At 41.3% G+C, this 15,767-nt stretch carries 14 protein-coding genes; 10 read left to right on the top strand and 4 right to left on the bottom strand.

The features are described 5' to 3' along the window. Window positions 1-246: 246 nt before the first annotated feature. Complete coding sequence (locus P8629_RS04985) at window positions 247-1,104, bottom strand: HDOD domain-containing protein (protein ID WP_278165017.1); 858 nt, start codon at window positions 1,102-1,104, stop codon at window positions 247-249. Window positions 1,105-1,265: 161 nt separating this feature from the next. On the opposite strand from P8629_RS04985, the gene P8629_RS04980 reads away from it, so the two are divergent. Beyond that, complete coding sequence (locus tag P8629_RS04980) at window positions 1,266-2,024, top strand: putative metalloprotease CJM1_0395 family protein (protein WP_278165016.1); 759 nt, start codon at window positions 1,266-1,268, stop codon at window positions 2,022-2,024. Window positions 2,025-2,069: 45 nt separating this feature from the next. Here the strand turns inward: P8629_RS04980 and P8629_RS04975 are convergent, their stop codons facing one another. Further along, complete coding sequence (locus P8629_RS04975) at window positions 2,070-2,378, bottom strand: ArsR/SmtB family transcription factor (protein ID WP_278165015.1); 309 nt, start codon at window positions 2,376-2,378, stop codon at window positions 2,070-2,072. Window positions 2,379-2,567: 189 nt separating this feature from the next. Here P8629_RS04975 and P8629_RS04970 point away from each other — a divergent pair, with 189 nt between their 5' ends. Together P8629_RS04970 and P8629_RS04965 are read left to right on the top strand one after the other, a co-directional pair. Continuing rightward, window positions 2,568-3,887, top strand: coding sequence for a S41 family peptidase (locus P8629_RS04970; protein ID WP_278165021.1), 1,320 nt, complete (start codon window positions 2,568-2,570; stop codon window positions 3,885-3,887). Then, a complete protein-coding gene (locus P8629_RS04965) occupies window positions 3,884-4,441 on the top strand; it encodes a DJ-1 family glyoxalase III (protein WP_278165014.1) in 558 nt (185 codons plus the stop codon). Before P8629_RS04970 ends, P8629_RS04965 begins: the two co-directional genes overlap by 4 nt. On the opposite strand, the gene P8629_RS04960 is transcribed toward P8629_RS04965, so the two are convergent. Then, entirely contained in the window at window positions 4,438-4,617 is a 180-nt protein-coding gene (locus tag P8629_RS04960) for a hypothetical protein (protein WP_278165013.1), read from the bottom strand. The two genes, P8629_RS04965 and P8629_RS04960, sit on opposite strands and share 4 nt — an antisense overlap. 138 nt (window positions 4,618-4,755) lie before the next feature. Between P8629_RS04960 and P8629_RS04955 the strand changes: the two genes are divergently transcribed. The 7 genes from P8629_RS04955 (at window position 4,756) to P8629_RS04925 (ending at window position 13,269) form a co-directional block, all read left to right on the top strand. After that, the gene (locus tag P8629_RS04955) at window positions 4,756-5,139 is read left to right on the top strand and encodes a hypothetical protein (RefSeq protein WP_278165012.1); all 384 of its coding nucleotides are present in this window, start codon (window positions 4,756-4,758) and stop codon (window positions 5,137-5,139) included. 118 nt (window positions 5,140-5,257) lie between these two features. Continuing rightward, window positions 5,258-6,538, top strand: coding sequence for an efflux RND transporter periplasmic adaptor subunit (locus P8629_RS04950; RefSeq protein WP_278165011.1), 1,281 nt, complete (start codon window positions 5,258-5,260; stop codon window positions 6,536-6,538). A gap of 8 nt (window positions 6,539-6,546) precedes the next feature. Beyond that, window positions 6,547-9,711 (top strand): efflux RND transporter permease subunit, encoded by a 3,165-nt coding sequence (locus P8629_RS04945; RefSeq protein WP_278165010.1) that lies wholly within the window; start codon window positions 6,547-6,549, stop codon window positions 9,709-9,711. Between the two features lies 1 nt (window position 9,712). After that, window positions 9,713-11,044, top strand: a complete 1,332-nt coding sequence (locus tag P8629_RS04940) for a TolC family protein (protein ID WP_278165009.1) — start codon at window positions 9,713-9,715, stop codon at window positions 11,042-11,044. A gap of 107 nt (window positions 11,045-11,151) precedes the next feature. Beyond that, window positions 11,152-11,514, top strand: a complete 363-nt coding sequence (locus tag P8629_RS04935; protein WP_011371197.1) for an HvfA family oxazolone/thioamide-modified RiPP metallophore — start codon at window positions 11,152-11,154, stop codon at window positions 11,512-11,514. Window positions 11,515-11,627: 113 nt separating this feature from the next. Further along, window positions 11,628-12,473 (top strand): HvfB family MNIO-type RiPP peptide maturase, encoded by an 846-nt coding sequence (locus P8629_RS04930; protein WP_278165008.1) that lies wholly within the window; start codon window positions 11,628-11,630, stop codon window positions 12,471-12,473. Then, window positions 12,463-13,269, top strand: a complete 807-nt coding sequence (locus tag P8629_RS04925) for an HvfC family RiPP maturation protein (protein WP_278165007.1) — start codon at window positions 12,463-12,465, stop codon at window positions 13,267-13,269. The genes P8629_RS04930 and P8629_RS04925 overlap by 11 nt, the downstream gene beginning before the upstream one ends. Before the next feature lie 13 nt (window positions 13,270-13,282). On the opposite strand, the gene P8629_RS04920 is transcribed toward P8629_RS04925, so the two are convergent. Continuing rightward, window positions 13,283-15,649, bottom strand: coding sequence for an EAL domain-containing protein (locus P8629_RS04920; RefSeq protein WP_278165006.1), 2,367 nt, complete (start codon window positions 15,647-15,649; stop codon window positions 13,283-13,285). Between the last annotated feature and the right edge of the window lie 118 nt (window positions 15,650-15,767).

Raw genomic sequence — 15,767 nt, 5'->3', positions numbered from 1 at the left:
GCATGTGAGAGTAGGTCATCCCCAAGCTTATATTCCTAAAAGCCCGTATGTGTTCAATCACTACGGGCTTTTTTTTTTGTCTAAAATTCCTGTTCATTAGTCCATCAATATATTGTCAGAGTAATATAGGGATACCGAATGCTATGAGTATTGAGTGCGTGGCTGATTATGAGTGAAGAAAGTCTAGAGCGTCAAGTCAAGTTAAGACAAAGCAATGAAGGGCTGGGAACTAAAGGAAAGCCCCCGTTAATGGCTAGCGTTGATAAATCCCTGACTACCCCACTTATTGACCGCTGCGGTGGCTGCTTTGATGGCATTGTCGGGGAGATCTAAAACTTGTTTAGCGGCATCTCTATATTCTCGTAATTCTTGGTTGATGTAAAGTTCTGGGTCTGTTGAGCTGACGATATAATTTGAAAGTATGGTAAGCGCTGTTAAATGTTTAATGGTTTGATTGCCAACAGTTTTTATCGCGAAGTCCATATCATGATGAAAAAGAATCGCTTTATAAATTTCAGGCTGAATATGCCATTTTTTAACGAGAATACTGCCAATGTAAACATGGCTTGTTTGATAATGATTTAATTCATTTTGATAAGCCGAGATTGGATTGCTTAAGGATGCATTAAACATTTCTTCATATAAGTCAGGTTCCAATTTAGATAAGTAAATCGCACCGATATTTTGCATCAGTCCCGTCATATAAGCTTGTGATCTTGAAACATCATAAACCCAATAAGAGAGTTCAGCCGCTGCTAAGCCAGCTTTAGCTCCATGAGACAATATCGATTTTTCTAATTCATTTTGAGCTAATAGATTTGAAATAACTGTTGAGACAAACAGATTATATATTTCATCCAACCCCAGAAGATTGACAGCTGCTTTTGCATCCTGAATGTGAGTTCGCTCAGCCGTTACATTTGTGTTAACCAAATCAAGAAAATCTGCAAGTAATTGGGGGTCTTTGCTGATAAGGTTTGCGATGATGACGGTATTGGGATATTTTTTATTGAGCTCTTCTTTTAAAAGTAAAATGAGCTCTGGTAAGTCAGGTACCGCTATCGTCGATAATAATGTTCCTGCTTGTTTTATTAAACTTTGCATAAAATAGTACGTAATTATAGTTGGTGTCTGATTTTATCAAGCTCTAAGCGAAAAAAAATTGTTTTAAACAAAAAGTTGATTTCCTTCATGAAATAAATAATTAACATTTAAAAATCATAGTGTTATAATTTTATAATCTAGTCTTTACTGAGTGTCTTTTTATGAATGTTTCGCTCAACTTAATTTCTTCTCATGTATCCTCACATGAAATAGTCAGTCAAAACAAGTCCTGTAATCGCCTGAATACGACGGCTGCTAGTGAAGTTTTGGTTCCGTCTCATTCTCAATCATCGGCATTAGACAAACTTCATAAAGCACAAAATCTTGCAAGCCAACCTTCTGAATCAGATAAGAAAGTTGATGAAAAAAATAAAATAGCAGCTGATCAAAAAAAGAAAGAGCAAGAAGTACAGCAAGTTATTCAGCAACTTAAATCCCGTGATCTGGAAGTAAAAACTCATGAACAAGCACATTTAGCTGCTGGCGGACAGTATGTTACCAGTGGGGCAAACTATGTTTACCAGACAGGTCCTGATGGTAATCGATATGCGATAGGTGGTGACGTAGGAATTGATACCAGTCCTGTTCCTGGAAATCCAGAAGCAACCTTGTTAAAAGCGCAACAAATTCAATCTGCTGCGTTAGCGCCAGCACAGCCCTCTTCACAAGATCAGAGCGTGGCTCGAGCGGCTATGCAAATGGCAAATAACGCGAGAGTTGAATTAGCTCAGTCAGCCAGTGACGAACAGTCTGACTTTACTGTTAAAGAAAAACAAGGTGGGATGCGAGATGAAGCAACATCAGATGAAAATCAAAATGCACCATTGATACAAAGCATTATGCCGAAGGCTCTAGATGAATCGTCTTCTTTAATCAGCTCGGAAAGACAGCAATTTAATTTAAGGGTTGCGACCAGCTAAACTGACTTTAAAGTCAGTTTTAGAAGATGGTGTTTGAAGCTATATTTAAACAGGACAGAAAGTCTGCTGCATCGCTTCTAGTAAGTTCAAAATTTGTGGATCTCTTACGCGACATAAAATCTTACTGCCATCTCTTCTGGAGGTGATAATTTCTTTTTCTCTTAAAATATCAATATGCTGAGAAATATTACTTTGAGTCGTTCCAACTCTGGAAACAATATCCATAACAGGTAATTCACTGTCTCCTAATACGCAGAGAATCTTTAATCTTAGAGGATGTCCCATTGCTTTAAGTGCTTTCGATGCTTTTTCAATGTTTTCTTCTTTTATCGTCAATGGGTTTACTTCTTCCATTATTCTGTCACCATCTTATAGTTATATAAAAATATGCTTAAATGTTAATTCTAAATAAATAGTACACTAAAGTCACTTAAAGTTAACTTATAATGGACTAAATTAATTTTTACGGTGCTTTTAGAGTTAAAAAGCTATAAATCCTTGGAGTAAAGAGTGAAAGTAACTTGGGCGAAGAAAAGTTTTTGGATGTTTTTTGGCGCAATTCTTGGCGCGATGGCAGTTGTTGGAACGAGCGTTTGGGCTGAAGGAACGAGTGCCAAAACCGAAGCTGAGGCTACCAAAGAAGTGGCAGTGCCTTTAGAAGAGCTGCGTGCTTTTGTGGAAGTGTTTGATCGAATCTCGACAGATTATGTTGAACCGATTGAAGACAAGAAACTATTAGAAGGTGCTATTGATGGCATGCTATCGAGTCTGGACCCGCACTCAGCTTACCTTCCGCCTAAAAACTATAAACGAATGGAAGAACATACAACTGGCCAATTTGGTGGATTGGGTATGGAAGTGGGTATGGAAGATGGCTTTGTAAAGGTGGTCTCACCGATTGATGACACACCTGCTCAAAAAGCAGGTGTTAAAGCAGGTGATCTTATTATCAAACTGAACCAACATCCTGTTAAAGGTAAGTCTTTAGCTGAAGCTGTTAAAATTATGCGAGGCAAACCTGGTTCTAAAATTACTTTAACCATTGTCCGAGAAGGGGCTGATAAACCGATTGTGTTGGTTTTAACACGCGCTATTATTAAAGTCAAAAGTGTGAAGGAACAGCTTTTGAAAGATGGTATGGGCTATGTTCGAATCAGTCAATTCCAGCTAAGAACCGGTGAAGACTTAATTAACTCTATTAAGACGTTAGAGAAAGAGAATAAAAAACCGCTTAATGGGCTGGTGCTGGATTTAAGAAATAATCCGGGTGGGGTTTTACGAGCGGCAGTACAAGTTTCGGATGCTTTTTTGAACGATGGCTTAATTGTTTATACCAAAGGTCGTGTTAAGAATTCTGAAATGCGTTTTGAAGCTGAGAAAGGAGATATTCTTAAAGGCAAGCCAATTGTTGTCTTAATTAATGAAGGATCGGCCTCTGCTTCTGAAATCGTATCGGGTGCTTTACAGGATCAAAAGCGCGCCTTGATTGCAGGACGTACCAGTTTTGGTAAAGGATCGGTCCAAACATTGATTCCATTAAATAACGGTGGGGCGATTAAGGTAACCACAGCACGTTATTTCACACCGGCTGGTCGTTCTATTCAGGCTGAAGGGATTGTGCCGGATATTAAAATTGATCAAGTGAAAATTGAAAAATTGAAAGCAGCAGATTTTTCTCGCATTAAAGAAAAAGACTTGAGTGGGCACTTGGATAATGAAGATGACAAAAAACAAGCTGTCAAAAAAGTCCAAAAAGCCGATAAAGCACTTGAAGAGTTGTTAGCTAATGACTATGAGTTGCATGAAGCGTTGAGTTTATTAAAGGGCATGTATTTCACACAACAAATGCGAGGACATGAATGAGTCAAAAAAAAGTATTGATTCCACTGGCGCAAGGATGCGAAGAAATAGAAGCAGTTACTCTAATTGATTTATTAGTTCGAGCTGAAATAGACGTGGTCACGGCGAGTCTTGATGATAATAAAACCATTACAGCGAGCCGGGGCGTTCAATTACTCGCTCAGACCACTTTAGAGTCAGTGTTGCAAACACCTTTTGATTTAGTGGTGCTCCCAGGTGGATTACCTGGTGCAGACCACTTAAATAAAGATGTACGATTACATCAATTACTAAAGGACACCGTTATTTCAGGTGGGTATGTCGGTGCAATTTGTGCTGCACCTAAGGTACTGGTGTCAGCAGGTCTGTTAGAAGGGAAACAAGCGACTAGCTTTCCCGGCGTGATTGAACAGCATCCAGCAGAAGGGATGACTTTCCTAGATCAACCCGTGGTCGTTGATGGTCAAATTATTACATCACGCGGCCCAGGAACCGCCATTGCGTTTGCCCTGACACTAATTGAAATGTTAGTAGGGGCGCCAAAACGCGCTGAAGTACAGGCAAGTCTTCAAATTTAATTTAAGTGCTTTCTTAGAATATTTTTAATCTGCAGTGCCAGTTGCCTAGATTGTTCATCGGTTAATTCCAAAATAGGCCGTTTTTGTTGACTGGCTTCCTGCTGCGTTTTTTTTAAAAACTCCTTTAATTGTGCTCGTTCATTCAATAATTTGTTTGAATCTTTAGGTTGATTCATGGCATTTCCTTTTGAATGGGTGATCTTTCAAGGGGCTGGTCTGGTTAAAATATAGTGACCTTTTCCATCATATCGATTTCATTTAAAGCGCTCAAATTATTTTTATTTGTTTTTAAGTTTTATTTGTTTTAGACTTTAATGATGAAATTTTCATATATTGCACTCATTTTTGTTTTTCTGTTCAGTCAGTTGCAAATTACTTTTGCTTCAGAGACAGAAACCATATCAGCTTCTGAACAAGCTGTTCATGGGTGTTCTATGTCTAATATGTCTTATCATGACATGATTAAGTCTGCACATGATTGCTGTCAGCATGATTCTGCATCGAATATGGATTGTCCGTCATGTGGTGATGATTGTCATTGTGGGTCTTCTTGTCATTTTTCAATGCACTCGGTCGATATTTTTCCTTTAACAGGATTTTCTTTTCAACCTGTCGTGGCTTCTTTTGTTGAATCAGCTAACGCTACACTGGTTTCTGCTGAACTAACCCACGAAAAACGCCCTCCTAAATTTTCATAGATTCTTCTAGATTGATGCCTGCTTGTCCTAAATAAAGGGATATCAGGTCTGTTTCATTTCTTTTTACATTCAATCACAGTGTGTGTTGGCGTTAAAAGAAAACTAAAAGGATTATATGATGACTCGATTATTCTGGTTGTTTCTTTCACTTATTTTTATTTCCATGCCGGGGTTGCAAGTCTATGCGGCTCAAAAAGACTCCGACAGTTCTCCACCCTCATTTGGAGAAAATGAAGGGGTTTATAAATACGTTTGTCCAATGCACCCTCAAATTGTGCGGGATCACCCTGGCACTTGTCCGATTTGCGGCATGGACTTGGTTAAACAGCGCTTTTCTCAAATGGATAGCGCGCCTGAAATCCAAATAAACTCAAGTGCTTTAGCTGCAGACGGCTCTGCTGTCGGATTACAACAACAATTTTCCATTCGAACAGCTAAGGCGGAAAAACACACGTTGTGGAAATACATGCCTACTTTTGGAAAAGTGGTGGCCGACGAAACTAAAGTGGTGCACGTTCATCCACGAGCTTCCGGTTGGATCAGCGACTTAGCGGTTCGTAATAATGGGGATGCCATTGAAAAAGGACAGTTACTGTACCGAATTTATTCCCCAGAAATTGTGGCAGCACAGCAAGATTATTTACAGGTCATACAAAACCAGCGTCGTTTAGGACAACAAGCCAGTTCTCTGGTCGATTCGGCGAAGGTGCGTTTGCAGCTGTTAGGACTGGACAGTCGCACGATTAAAGCACTCGCTAAAAAAGGCACTCCTATCCATAAAGTTCCGGTTTATGCGCCTCAAACGGGGTTTGTGAATGACTTAAGTGTGCAAACCGGAATGTATGTCCAACCTCAAACGGAACTCATGAGTTTAATGGATTTATCAACTGTTTGGGTTGAAGCCGAAGTCTTGCCACTTCAGCAAGATTGGTTAAAAGAAGGGTTAACGGTCGACATTAAAACACCGGCTTACCCTGGAAAACACTGGGAAAGTCAAATTGATTATTTATACCCAACGGCCGATCCTGTGACCCAAGCATTCAAGGTCCGAATTCCTTTGAATAATGCTCAGCAGAAATTCAAACCTAACATGTTGGTGGAAACCATTATTTATGGCGGCCCGAAACGCGATGTCTTGGCAATTCCGTTAGAAGCGGTGATTGATGATGGTGAAAGTAAACGTGTGGTTGTTAAGACCGAAAGTGGAAGCTTCAAGGTGAAAAAAGTCGTTACTGGGATGCAGACTCAAGGCATCGTTGAAGTGATTTCAGGGATTCAACCGAATGAAGAAGTCGTCATTTCCGGCCAATTCTTGATCGACTCTGAAAGTCAGGTGCAATCAAATTTGCGTCGTTTAAGCGGACAGAAGCCTGCTCGTAACGCGCACGCAAACCATTAGGAGGCATTATGATTCGTTCAATTATTGCAGCTTCCATTGAAAACCGATTGTTGGTTCTTCTTATCAGTGTCATGATGGCTTTTTGGGGTTGGAAAGCGGTTCAAGAAACACCGCTGGATGCGATTCCTGATTTGTCAGATGTTCAAGTCATTGTCAAAACGCCTTTTGCAGGACAAAGCCCGCAGTTGGTAGAAGATCAGGTGACGTATCCTGTTTCTAACCTGATGATGTCGGTTCCGAAGGCGAAAACCGTTCGGGGCTATTCTTTCTTCGGCGACTCTTATGTGTATGTGTTGTTTGAAGAGGGAACCGATCCCTATTGGGCCCGTTCAAGGGTTTTAGAATACCTCAACCAAGTCAAAGCACAATTGCCTAGTGGGGTTCAGCCAAGTCTCGGACCAGATGCGTCCGGCGTTGGTTGGGTTTACCAATATGCATTGGTCGACAAGAGCCACAAACTGGATTTGTCTGAGCTTCGTACGCTACAAGACTGGTTTTTAAAGTTTGAATTGCAAGCGATCCCCGGAGTGTCGGAAGTGGCCGCAGTCGGTGGAATGATCAAGCAATATCAAGTGGAAGTGGATCCGAATAAGTTACGGGCGTATCACTTGCCGTTGAAAAAAGTACAAACCGCGATTCAGCAAAGTGCGGTTGAAATGGGGGCTTCTGTCATAGAGCTGGCCGAAGCTGAATATATGGTCGGTGTGAAAGGTTATATCACTACGTTGGAAGACTTGCAAAACGTGCCGGTCGGAAAAAATTCGGTGACGAACACGCCTTTGTTATTGAAAGATATTGCACGGGTTAAACTGGGTGCCAAACCACGACGTGGTATTGCAGATCTGAATGGTGAAGGTGAAGTTGTTGGCGGTATTGTGGTGATGCGTTCAGGTGAAAATGCTCAGAAAGTCATTGAAGCGGTGAAACAAAAAATCGACCAAATTCAACCAGGCCTGCCTGATGGTGTAGAACTGGTTGAAGTGTATAACCGTTCTGGTTTGATTCAACGTTCAGTTGAAACGTTAAGTCATAAACTCATTGAAGAGATGATTGTTGTGGCTCTGGTGTCGTTATTGTTTTTGTTACACCTACGTTCAGCATTGGTTGCGATTATTTCGTTGCCGTTAGGTGTTTTAGGCGCCTTTATCGTCATGCAGTCTATGGGTGTGACAGCGAATATCATGAGTCTAGGGGGGATTGCTATTGCTATCGGTACCATGGTGGATGCCGCCATCGTGATGATTGAAAACGCTCATAAACATTTAGAGGCGTATCGACACCGAACAGGTGAAATCGCCACAGGCAAAACGCACTGGCAATTGATTTTAAAGTCCTCCCAGGAAGTTGGCTTACCTTTGTTTTTATCGTTATTGATTATTGCATTGAGCTTTTTGCCGATTTTCGCTTTACAAGAACAGGCGGGTCGTCTCTTCACGCCTTTAGCGTTAACAAAAACACTCGCGATGGCAGTGGCCGCCGGGTTGGCGATTAGTTTGGTTCCAGTGTTAATGGGGTATTTCATTCGAGGAAAACTGCCTGATGAATCGAAAAACCCTTTAAATCGTGGTTTGATAAAGGTGTATAAACCTTTGTTAAAAGGGTTATTGAAGTTTCCTAAAACAACGATTTCCGTCGCGGCTTTGGCATTAGTCACCATTGTTTATCCTTGGCAACAAATTGGTTCAGAATTTATGCCGGAGTTGGAAGAAGGGGACTTGCTGTATATGCCGACTACCTTACCGGGGATCTCCATTGGTGCCGCGCAAGGGTTGCTGCAGGAAACCGATCGCATTATCAAGGGGTTTCCTGAAGTGAAAAGTGTCTTTGGTAAAATTGGTCGAGCGGATACCGCAACCGACCCAGCGCCATTGACGATGATCGAAACGACGATTCAGTTAAAAGACAAGTCTGAATGGCGAGAAGGCATGACACTGAAAAAACTGATTGATGAGTTAAATCATGCGGTGTCTATTCCCGGTTTAACCAATGCCTGGGTTCAACCGATTAAAACGCGGATTGATATGCTTTCCACCGGGATTAAAACCCCGATCGGAATCAAGGTCTCCGGGGATGATTTAGCTGAAATTCAAAAAGTTGGTAAGCAGGTTGAAGCGACGGTATCAAAAGTACCGGGCACACTCTCGGCATTTTCCGACCGTTCAGAAGGTGGGCGTTACATTGATGTTCTGCCAAAACGAACCGAAGCGGCACGATACGATTTGAGTATGGCGCAGTTGGCGAATATCGTGCAATCGTCTGTGGGTGGCAAGGTATTGCAAGAAACCATTGAGGGTCGTGAGCGCTATAGTATCAATTTACGTTACCCACAATCGTGGCGAAACTCGGTGGAAGCGCTTCGGCAATTACCGATTGTGACGGCTTCAGGTGCCCAAATTCAACTTGGCATGGTCGCTGACATCAAAGTGCGTTTAGGGCCACCGGTGATTAAGTCCGAAAATGCCCGCTTGAATGGCTGGACCTTTGTGGATTTAAAAGCTGGAACGGACTTGGCTGGCTATGTCCAAAAAGCGCAAGCAACCGTCGCGGACGAAGTGGCTTTACCTCCAGGATACAGTGTTCAGTGGTCGGGGCAGTATGAATACCTTCTGAAAGCCCAGAAAAAGCTCGCTGAAATCGTGCCCTTTACACTGCTGATTATTTTTATTCTGCTGTATTTTATTTTTAAAAATATCACAGAGGCTCTTATGATTTTAGGGGTGATCCCGTTTGCATTGCTCGGATCGGTTTGGTTTATCTGGGCGTTAGGATTTGATTATTCTATTGCCGTTGCAGTGGGGATGATTGCGTTGGCCGGTGTTGCCACCGAATTTGGTGTGGTGATGCTGATTTACCTGAAAAACGCCATTGAAACTGCTAAAGAGAATAACCAACTGAATAATGCCGCCGATCTTCGTGCCGCCATTATGGAGGGAGCCGTCAATCGGGTGCGACCTAAAGCGATGACTGTCAGTGTCATTGTGGTCGGTTTATTACCGATTATGTTTTCAGATGGTACCGGTGCCGAGGTGATGCAACGCATTGCAGCACCTATGGTGGGGGGTATGATTTCAGCACCGGTCGTATCGATGGTCTTGATTCCATTATTAACGTATTTGCTGTATTTGAAAAAAGGTTTTTCAGAATCAGCGGACTCTGAAAAAGGAGGGGCTTAATATGAAAGTGTTACATCCTATTGTTTTCATGTTGGTTAGCAGTGTTTTAGGGATGTCATCCGCTCAGGCGGTTGAACGCAATCATCTGGATTTATCAACATTGTTTGCATTAGCCGTTGAACATAATCCGAGCTTGAGTAAAGCGGCGGCCGATCAATCAGCGGCTCTGAGCGCATTGCATACCACGGAAGGGTTACAAAAACCGGAAGTACGTTTTAAAAGTGAGCTCAGTTACGCCTGGATGTCTAAGGCAGATTTCCCAAGAACAGCCAACCAGCTAGTGGCAACCTATCCACTTTACCAGCCGCAGCTGGATGATTTAAATCAAAAGTCACAATTTGCTTATCAAGGAAAGCGACTGGATCATGTGGCCGAAACGCAAAAAGTGTTTTTAAACATTTCTCAGTTGTACTTTATGTTGTGGCAACAGCAAGAAAACTATCGTTTTTTGGAAAAAGAACAGCGTTCAATTGAATCGATTATCAAGCAGGTCAAACAGCGTTTTCAGGTGGGGTATCAAGATTTAAATGATATTGCAGAAATTCAATCTCGTTTGGATTTTAACCGAGCCGAAATGCTGAAAGCCAAGCAAGACATTCGTCAAACGCAAGCCAACTTAATGGCGGCACTCGGCGGGATTCGTCAGTCTGAAGAACGATTGGATACGTTGACCTTTCCGTTTAAACGCCCTTTGGAAGTAGCCAAAATTGAACAGATGGTACGGCAAGCGAAAGAGGATAAAAATGACCAGGCCTGGTCAAATTTAGTTGAAACCAATCCGAAAGTGTTGGCTCTTCAGCAGCAATGGTTGGCCTCTCAAAAACAAGTGGCGTATGAAAAAAATAAAGATACCTTTCAGCTAGAGGCGTTTGGCGCTTATGTTTATAACGAATCGGATAATCATTTTTATGATGATATGCAAGGCGCTCGAGGCGGTATTCAGCTAAATGTACCGCTTTATTTAGGAGGGCGAACCGATGCGTCTGTTTCCATGCAGCGCAATCAAGCGCAAAAAGTTCAAGCAGCTAAGCGAGAACTCAGTTTGGCCTTACAGGCAAAAGCTGAAAATGCCTGGTTGGCCCTGAAAGCGGGAACCAGTCGTTTAAACGCTCTTAAAGCAGCTTTGGATTCGAGCAAACAAGCGGTTGAAGCCAATGAGCAAGCCTTGAGAACAGGTCGACGGAATATTCTCGATTTACTAGATGCACAGCGCCAGTTACACAAGATTGAACGTGATATTCCGGTACTTAAAGCGTCGATTTGGCAAAACGTTTACGCTTTCTATTGGGCTATAGGAAATTTGAATCAAGAAACCCCTAATCAATTGAAATAAAGTTCGATAAACTGGGTCTCATAAGATAAGGGAATTTAAACCAAGTTTTTGATTTGTATCAAAAAAAGAAGTAAATACAGTTGTTTTTAATTTAATGGAGAAACACAATGTCAAAGCAATCAAGAAGAGATTTTTTAAAGTTAGCCAGTGCAACAACGGCAGCCACTCTAACCGGCTCAGCCTTAGCCTCAGAAAACCCGTTTGGATTTAAAAAACTGGACGGTGGTTACCAGCAAGTTGCCGTAGAAGGAAAATGTGGTGAAGGTAAGTGCGGTGAAGGAAAATGTGGCGGTGACATGCGCAAAAACATCCCACAGGAAGGGAAGTGTGGTGAAGGTAAGTGTGGTGCTGGAATGGACATGACACCTGACAAAACCCAAGAAGGCAAATGTGGTGAAGGTAAGTGTGGTGCTGGAATGGACATGACACCTGATAAAACCGAAGAAGGTAAATGCGGCGGGCGAAGTTAAGCCTAGATTAAGTAATATTTTCTTTATGATCTGAATCAAAGCCGCGATTGTTGCGGCTTTTTTATTTATGATTACATTTGCCCGCTTAATCATTAATCAAAAGGACAACAGTGATGGAATCAAAGTTTTCGAATCAAGTCGAAGGCGTCGGCTTAGGCTTAAGGCGTGATTTTTTTGATGAATTATTGAATCGACCAGAACTTGATATTGATTTTTTGGAAATTGCGCCTGAAAACTGGCTCCGTTTTGGCGGTCGTCAGGGGCGTGCATTAAGAACGCTTTCAGAGCGATATCCTTTTGCGTGTCACGGGCTTTCGCTTGATCTGGGGGGGCCAAACCGTCTGGATGAAGCGTACATCAAAGATTTGAAAGACTTTTTCAAACTGCATGACGTGCGGGTGTATACCGAGCATTTAAGTTATTGTGGTGATATGGGTCATTTGTATGATTTAATGCCGATTCCTTTTACGGAAGAGGCGGTGCATTATGTGGCTGACCGTATCAGACGCGTGCAAGATATCTTGGAACAACCCATTGGGGTTGAAAATGTTTCATTTTATGCAATGCCTTCGAATGAATTGACTGAAGCTGAGTTTATTAATGCGGTGGTAGCAGAAGCAGATTGTGGTATTTTGTTTGATGTGAATAATACATTTGTGAATAGTATCAACCACCAGTATGATGCAACTGAATTTATGAAAAGCATGCCTACCGAACGTATTATGTACTGCCACATGGCTGGGCATTTTGATGAAGCGGATGATCTAAAGATTGACACGCATGGTCAGGATGTTAAACCACAGGTGTGGGCGTTACTGGATGAAACCTACGCATATCATGGGCTTCACCCCACCTTGTTGGAAAGAGATTTTAACATTCCACCTATGCAAGAATTAATGTTAGAAGTTAACCAGATTCGAGAAGCTCAAAACCAATGGAAAATAAATAATGAAGCCTGATAATTTTGAAACCTTACCTAAATTTCAACGTTTGCAGTATTTGTTTTCAAACCATATTCGCAATCCGGAAGACTCTCCCTACAGCATTGAAAACCAGCCAGGCCTGGCTGAAATTGCTCAAGAAGTCGATTCAAAGCGTTTAAAGGCGTATGAGTCTTTATTTTTTAATAATTTGTATGATTTTTTTTCAAACTTGTTTCCGATTTTAAAAGCCATTGTCGGCGACACACGTTGGCAAGAAATTATTCGTGAGTATTTGATAAAACACCGTGCTAAAAGCCCTTTGTTTCATGAGTTGGGGCAGGAATTTATTTTATTTTTACAAAATGAATTTGAATCAAAACCCGGTGATCCCGACTATATGCTAGAACTGGCGCATTATGAATGGGTTGAGCTTGCTTTATCGATTGAGGAACAAGAAGGGTTTTTGAATCCGTTAGATGTTGAGCCTGACTTAGATAGCGCTTACGAAGTCTCTCCCGTTGCTGCCCCGTTAGCGTACGAGTGGCCAGTCCATAAAATAATGGTTGATCAGGTTGTTGATACAAAACCTGACTGTATTACAACGCTGTTAGCTTTTCGTGATGAAGAGGATCAAGTTCAGTTTATCGAGTTATCTCCTGTACTGTATGAATTGGTTCAAGCAATGACTGAAAATTCTGAGCAGGCGACTGTTAGAGCTTTATTACACCGTCTTTGCAAGGATCTCGGGTTGGAAAAAGATAAGATCGAAGGATTTGCGGTATCAATTCTAGAAGATTTGATTGATATGCACTTGGTTCGTCCTATTTCTTGATTCATAAAAATGGTTACGATAAGCACTTCATTTCAAATTTTTCAGCCTCTAAAGGCTTACTGAATAAAAACCCTTGTCCTTCATCACAGTTAAGCGATTTCAAAATATCCAGCTGGTTCGGTGTTTCTATTCCTTCAGCCAGCACTTTTAATCCCAAACTATGACCCATATTAATAATAGCTTTGACGATAGAGCGAGCTTCGGATTTGAACTCGATATCGTCGATGAAACTTTTGTCAATTTTGATACGGTCCACATTCAAATGCTTAATGTAAGACAAAGAAGAGTAACCCGTTCCAAAGTCATCAATAGAGATTTCCAGTCCTTTTTCCTGCAAAATGCTTAAACAGCTTGTGTCATTTGCGTCCGCACCATTATGTTCAATATTTTTCATCATAACTGATTCGGTGACTTCAATGTCGATGCGGTCAGCGGACAGCTGATTTTCGGCAATGGTTTGTTCGACAAAGGCACCGAAGTTTCCAGTTAATAATTGGGTGGACGAGGTGTTAATGGCGACCCGTGGCAGAGCAATTTTACACTTACCCCATTGATTGATTTGTTTGACGGCTGTTTCAAATACAAATTCACCGATTTGATTGATCAAACCGAATTTTTCTGCCAGCGGAATAAATTCTCCCGGGGGAACCATCCGGTTTTTTCTTGGCCAGCGTACTAACGCTTCTGCCCCTACCAGCTCTAACGTATGCAAACTATATTGCGGTTGGTAATGTACTTGAAATTGTTTTTCGCGTACTGCGATATGAAGACTCTCTTCGATTTCATGCAGATAGAGTAACTGTTCATTCATCTCATGTGAAAACAAGTAATAAGGCGAGTCACCTTCTTTTTTGGCGCAGTACATTGCATAATCTGCATGCTTGAGTAAGGTTTCAGCGGTGTTGCCATGTTCTGGGTAGGAAGAAATTCCGATACTACACCCTACTTCATGTCCTGTCTTTTGTTTTTGGTTCACTTTTCTTAACTTTAACAATAACTGATTGGCCAGTTGCGTCAGTTCAATCGGTTGCATCGGTTGTTGGATAATGATCGCGAACTCATCTCCTCCAAGACGGGAAATGAAATGGCCGGGTGGTAGTACTTGTTTGAAGGCTACTCCAGCTTCCCATAGAAATTCATCTCCGGCAGCATGCCCTAAATGATCATTGACCCATTTAAAGTCATTGAGATCGAGATAAAAGAGGTGGAAAGGATCACTCGGTGATTTCTGGATTAAATTATAAATTTCATAATTAAAAGAATAGCGGTTCGGTAGCTGTGTGACCACATCATAATTGGCCGTGAATTCTAGCTGCTTTTGAATGCCTTTTAATTCGGTGATATCCGTTAAGATAATGGAATAATAAATACTCGGTAAGCTACTGTCTTGTACCTTGGCGATATCAATAATGAGGTATTGTTGAGTGTGGTTGGTCAACGCAGCCTCACCACGCCATGCTCCTTGGGTGGCAAGTTGTTGCTGTATGTCTAGAATATCTAGGTCAAGAAAGGCCTTGGATAATAATTCCCAAACGGAATGAGAGTTGTCCAGATTGTTCGAGAGCCGTAATTCGGTCAGTTTTTTATTGCTGATGTGCAGTTGGTCATTTTCATCAAAAACACCAATGGCTTCGTTTAGATTTTGCATTAAATTGCGATCCAGCAATAATTCATGTGTCCGTTTATTGACCCGATCTTCTAAGTTGTCTAATAATCCTTGTTGAGTGTTCGCAAAGCGTTTCAAGCGACGAATACTTAACATCGCAATGACAAAGATACTCAATAAAATAGGAATGGCGACCAATAAGATCAGGGTGCGCATTTCTGAGATGAGATACGCAAATCGTTTTTGCGAACGCTGTATTTCTGCTTCATAGCCTTTTTTAAGCTGGTTTAGGATACTGATAACTTGCTTTTGAAGGGGGAGCGTGACATCGACGAGTTGGTTCAGCGCTTCTTGCTTTTTGTTTTCCATCAAAAGACTGTAGACACTTTCTTGGAAGGTACGGTTTTTAGTCATTACTTGCCCTGCTTCAGCGAGTAACGCTTTTTGATCTTCACGAGTGGTGTTTTTTCTTAATGCAATTAAGTTTTGAATGACATTTTGCTCATAGCCAAACATTTGTAAATGCAAATCATCAATTTCAAAAATGTCTTCGGTATTGATCATCCGCACCATCAAGATGCTGCGCTGGGTGGCTGAATTGAAAAGTGCATCAATATTATTTTGAAAAGCGTTGTTTTCAGAGTAGGTTTGAAAGGCTTGAGAGATCTTTTGTTCATAGTTAAAAAAAATACTCGCCGAAATCGTCACTAAGATAATGACAAAGGAATAGCCGATGACCAGATAATTAATGAATGTATTTGAATTCTTATGCATAAAGCTATTTTGATAGAATCAATTGAGCGAAGCAATTTAAAAAAATTAATGATGGTATGTAGTTTTATTGAGCTGAAAGCTGAGATTTTTATGTACTATATAAACTCATCAAAGGCGT

Source organism: Hydrogenovibrio sp. 3SP14C1 (assembly GCF_029625905.1).
GTDB lineage: Bacteria > Pseudomonadota > Gammaproteobacteria > Thiomicrospirales > Thiomicrospiraceae > Hydrogenovibrio.
Note: the sequence above shows the minus strand (reverse complement) of the source record. Positions and strands in the feature narration are given on the sequence as shown.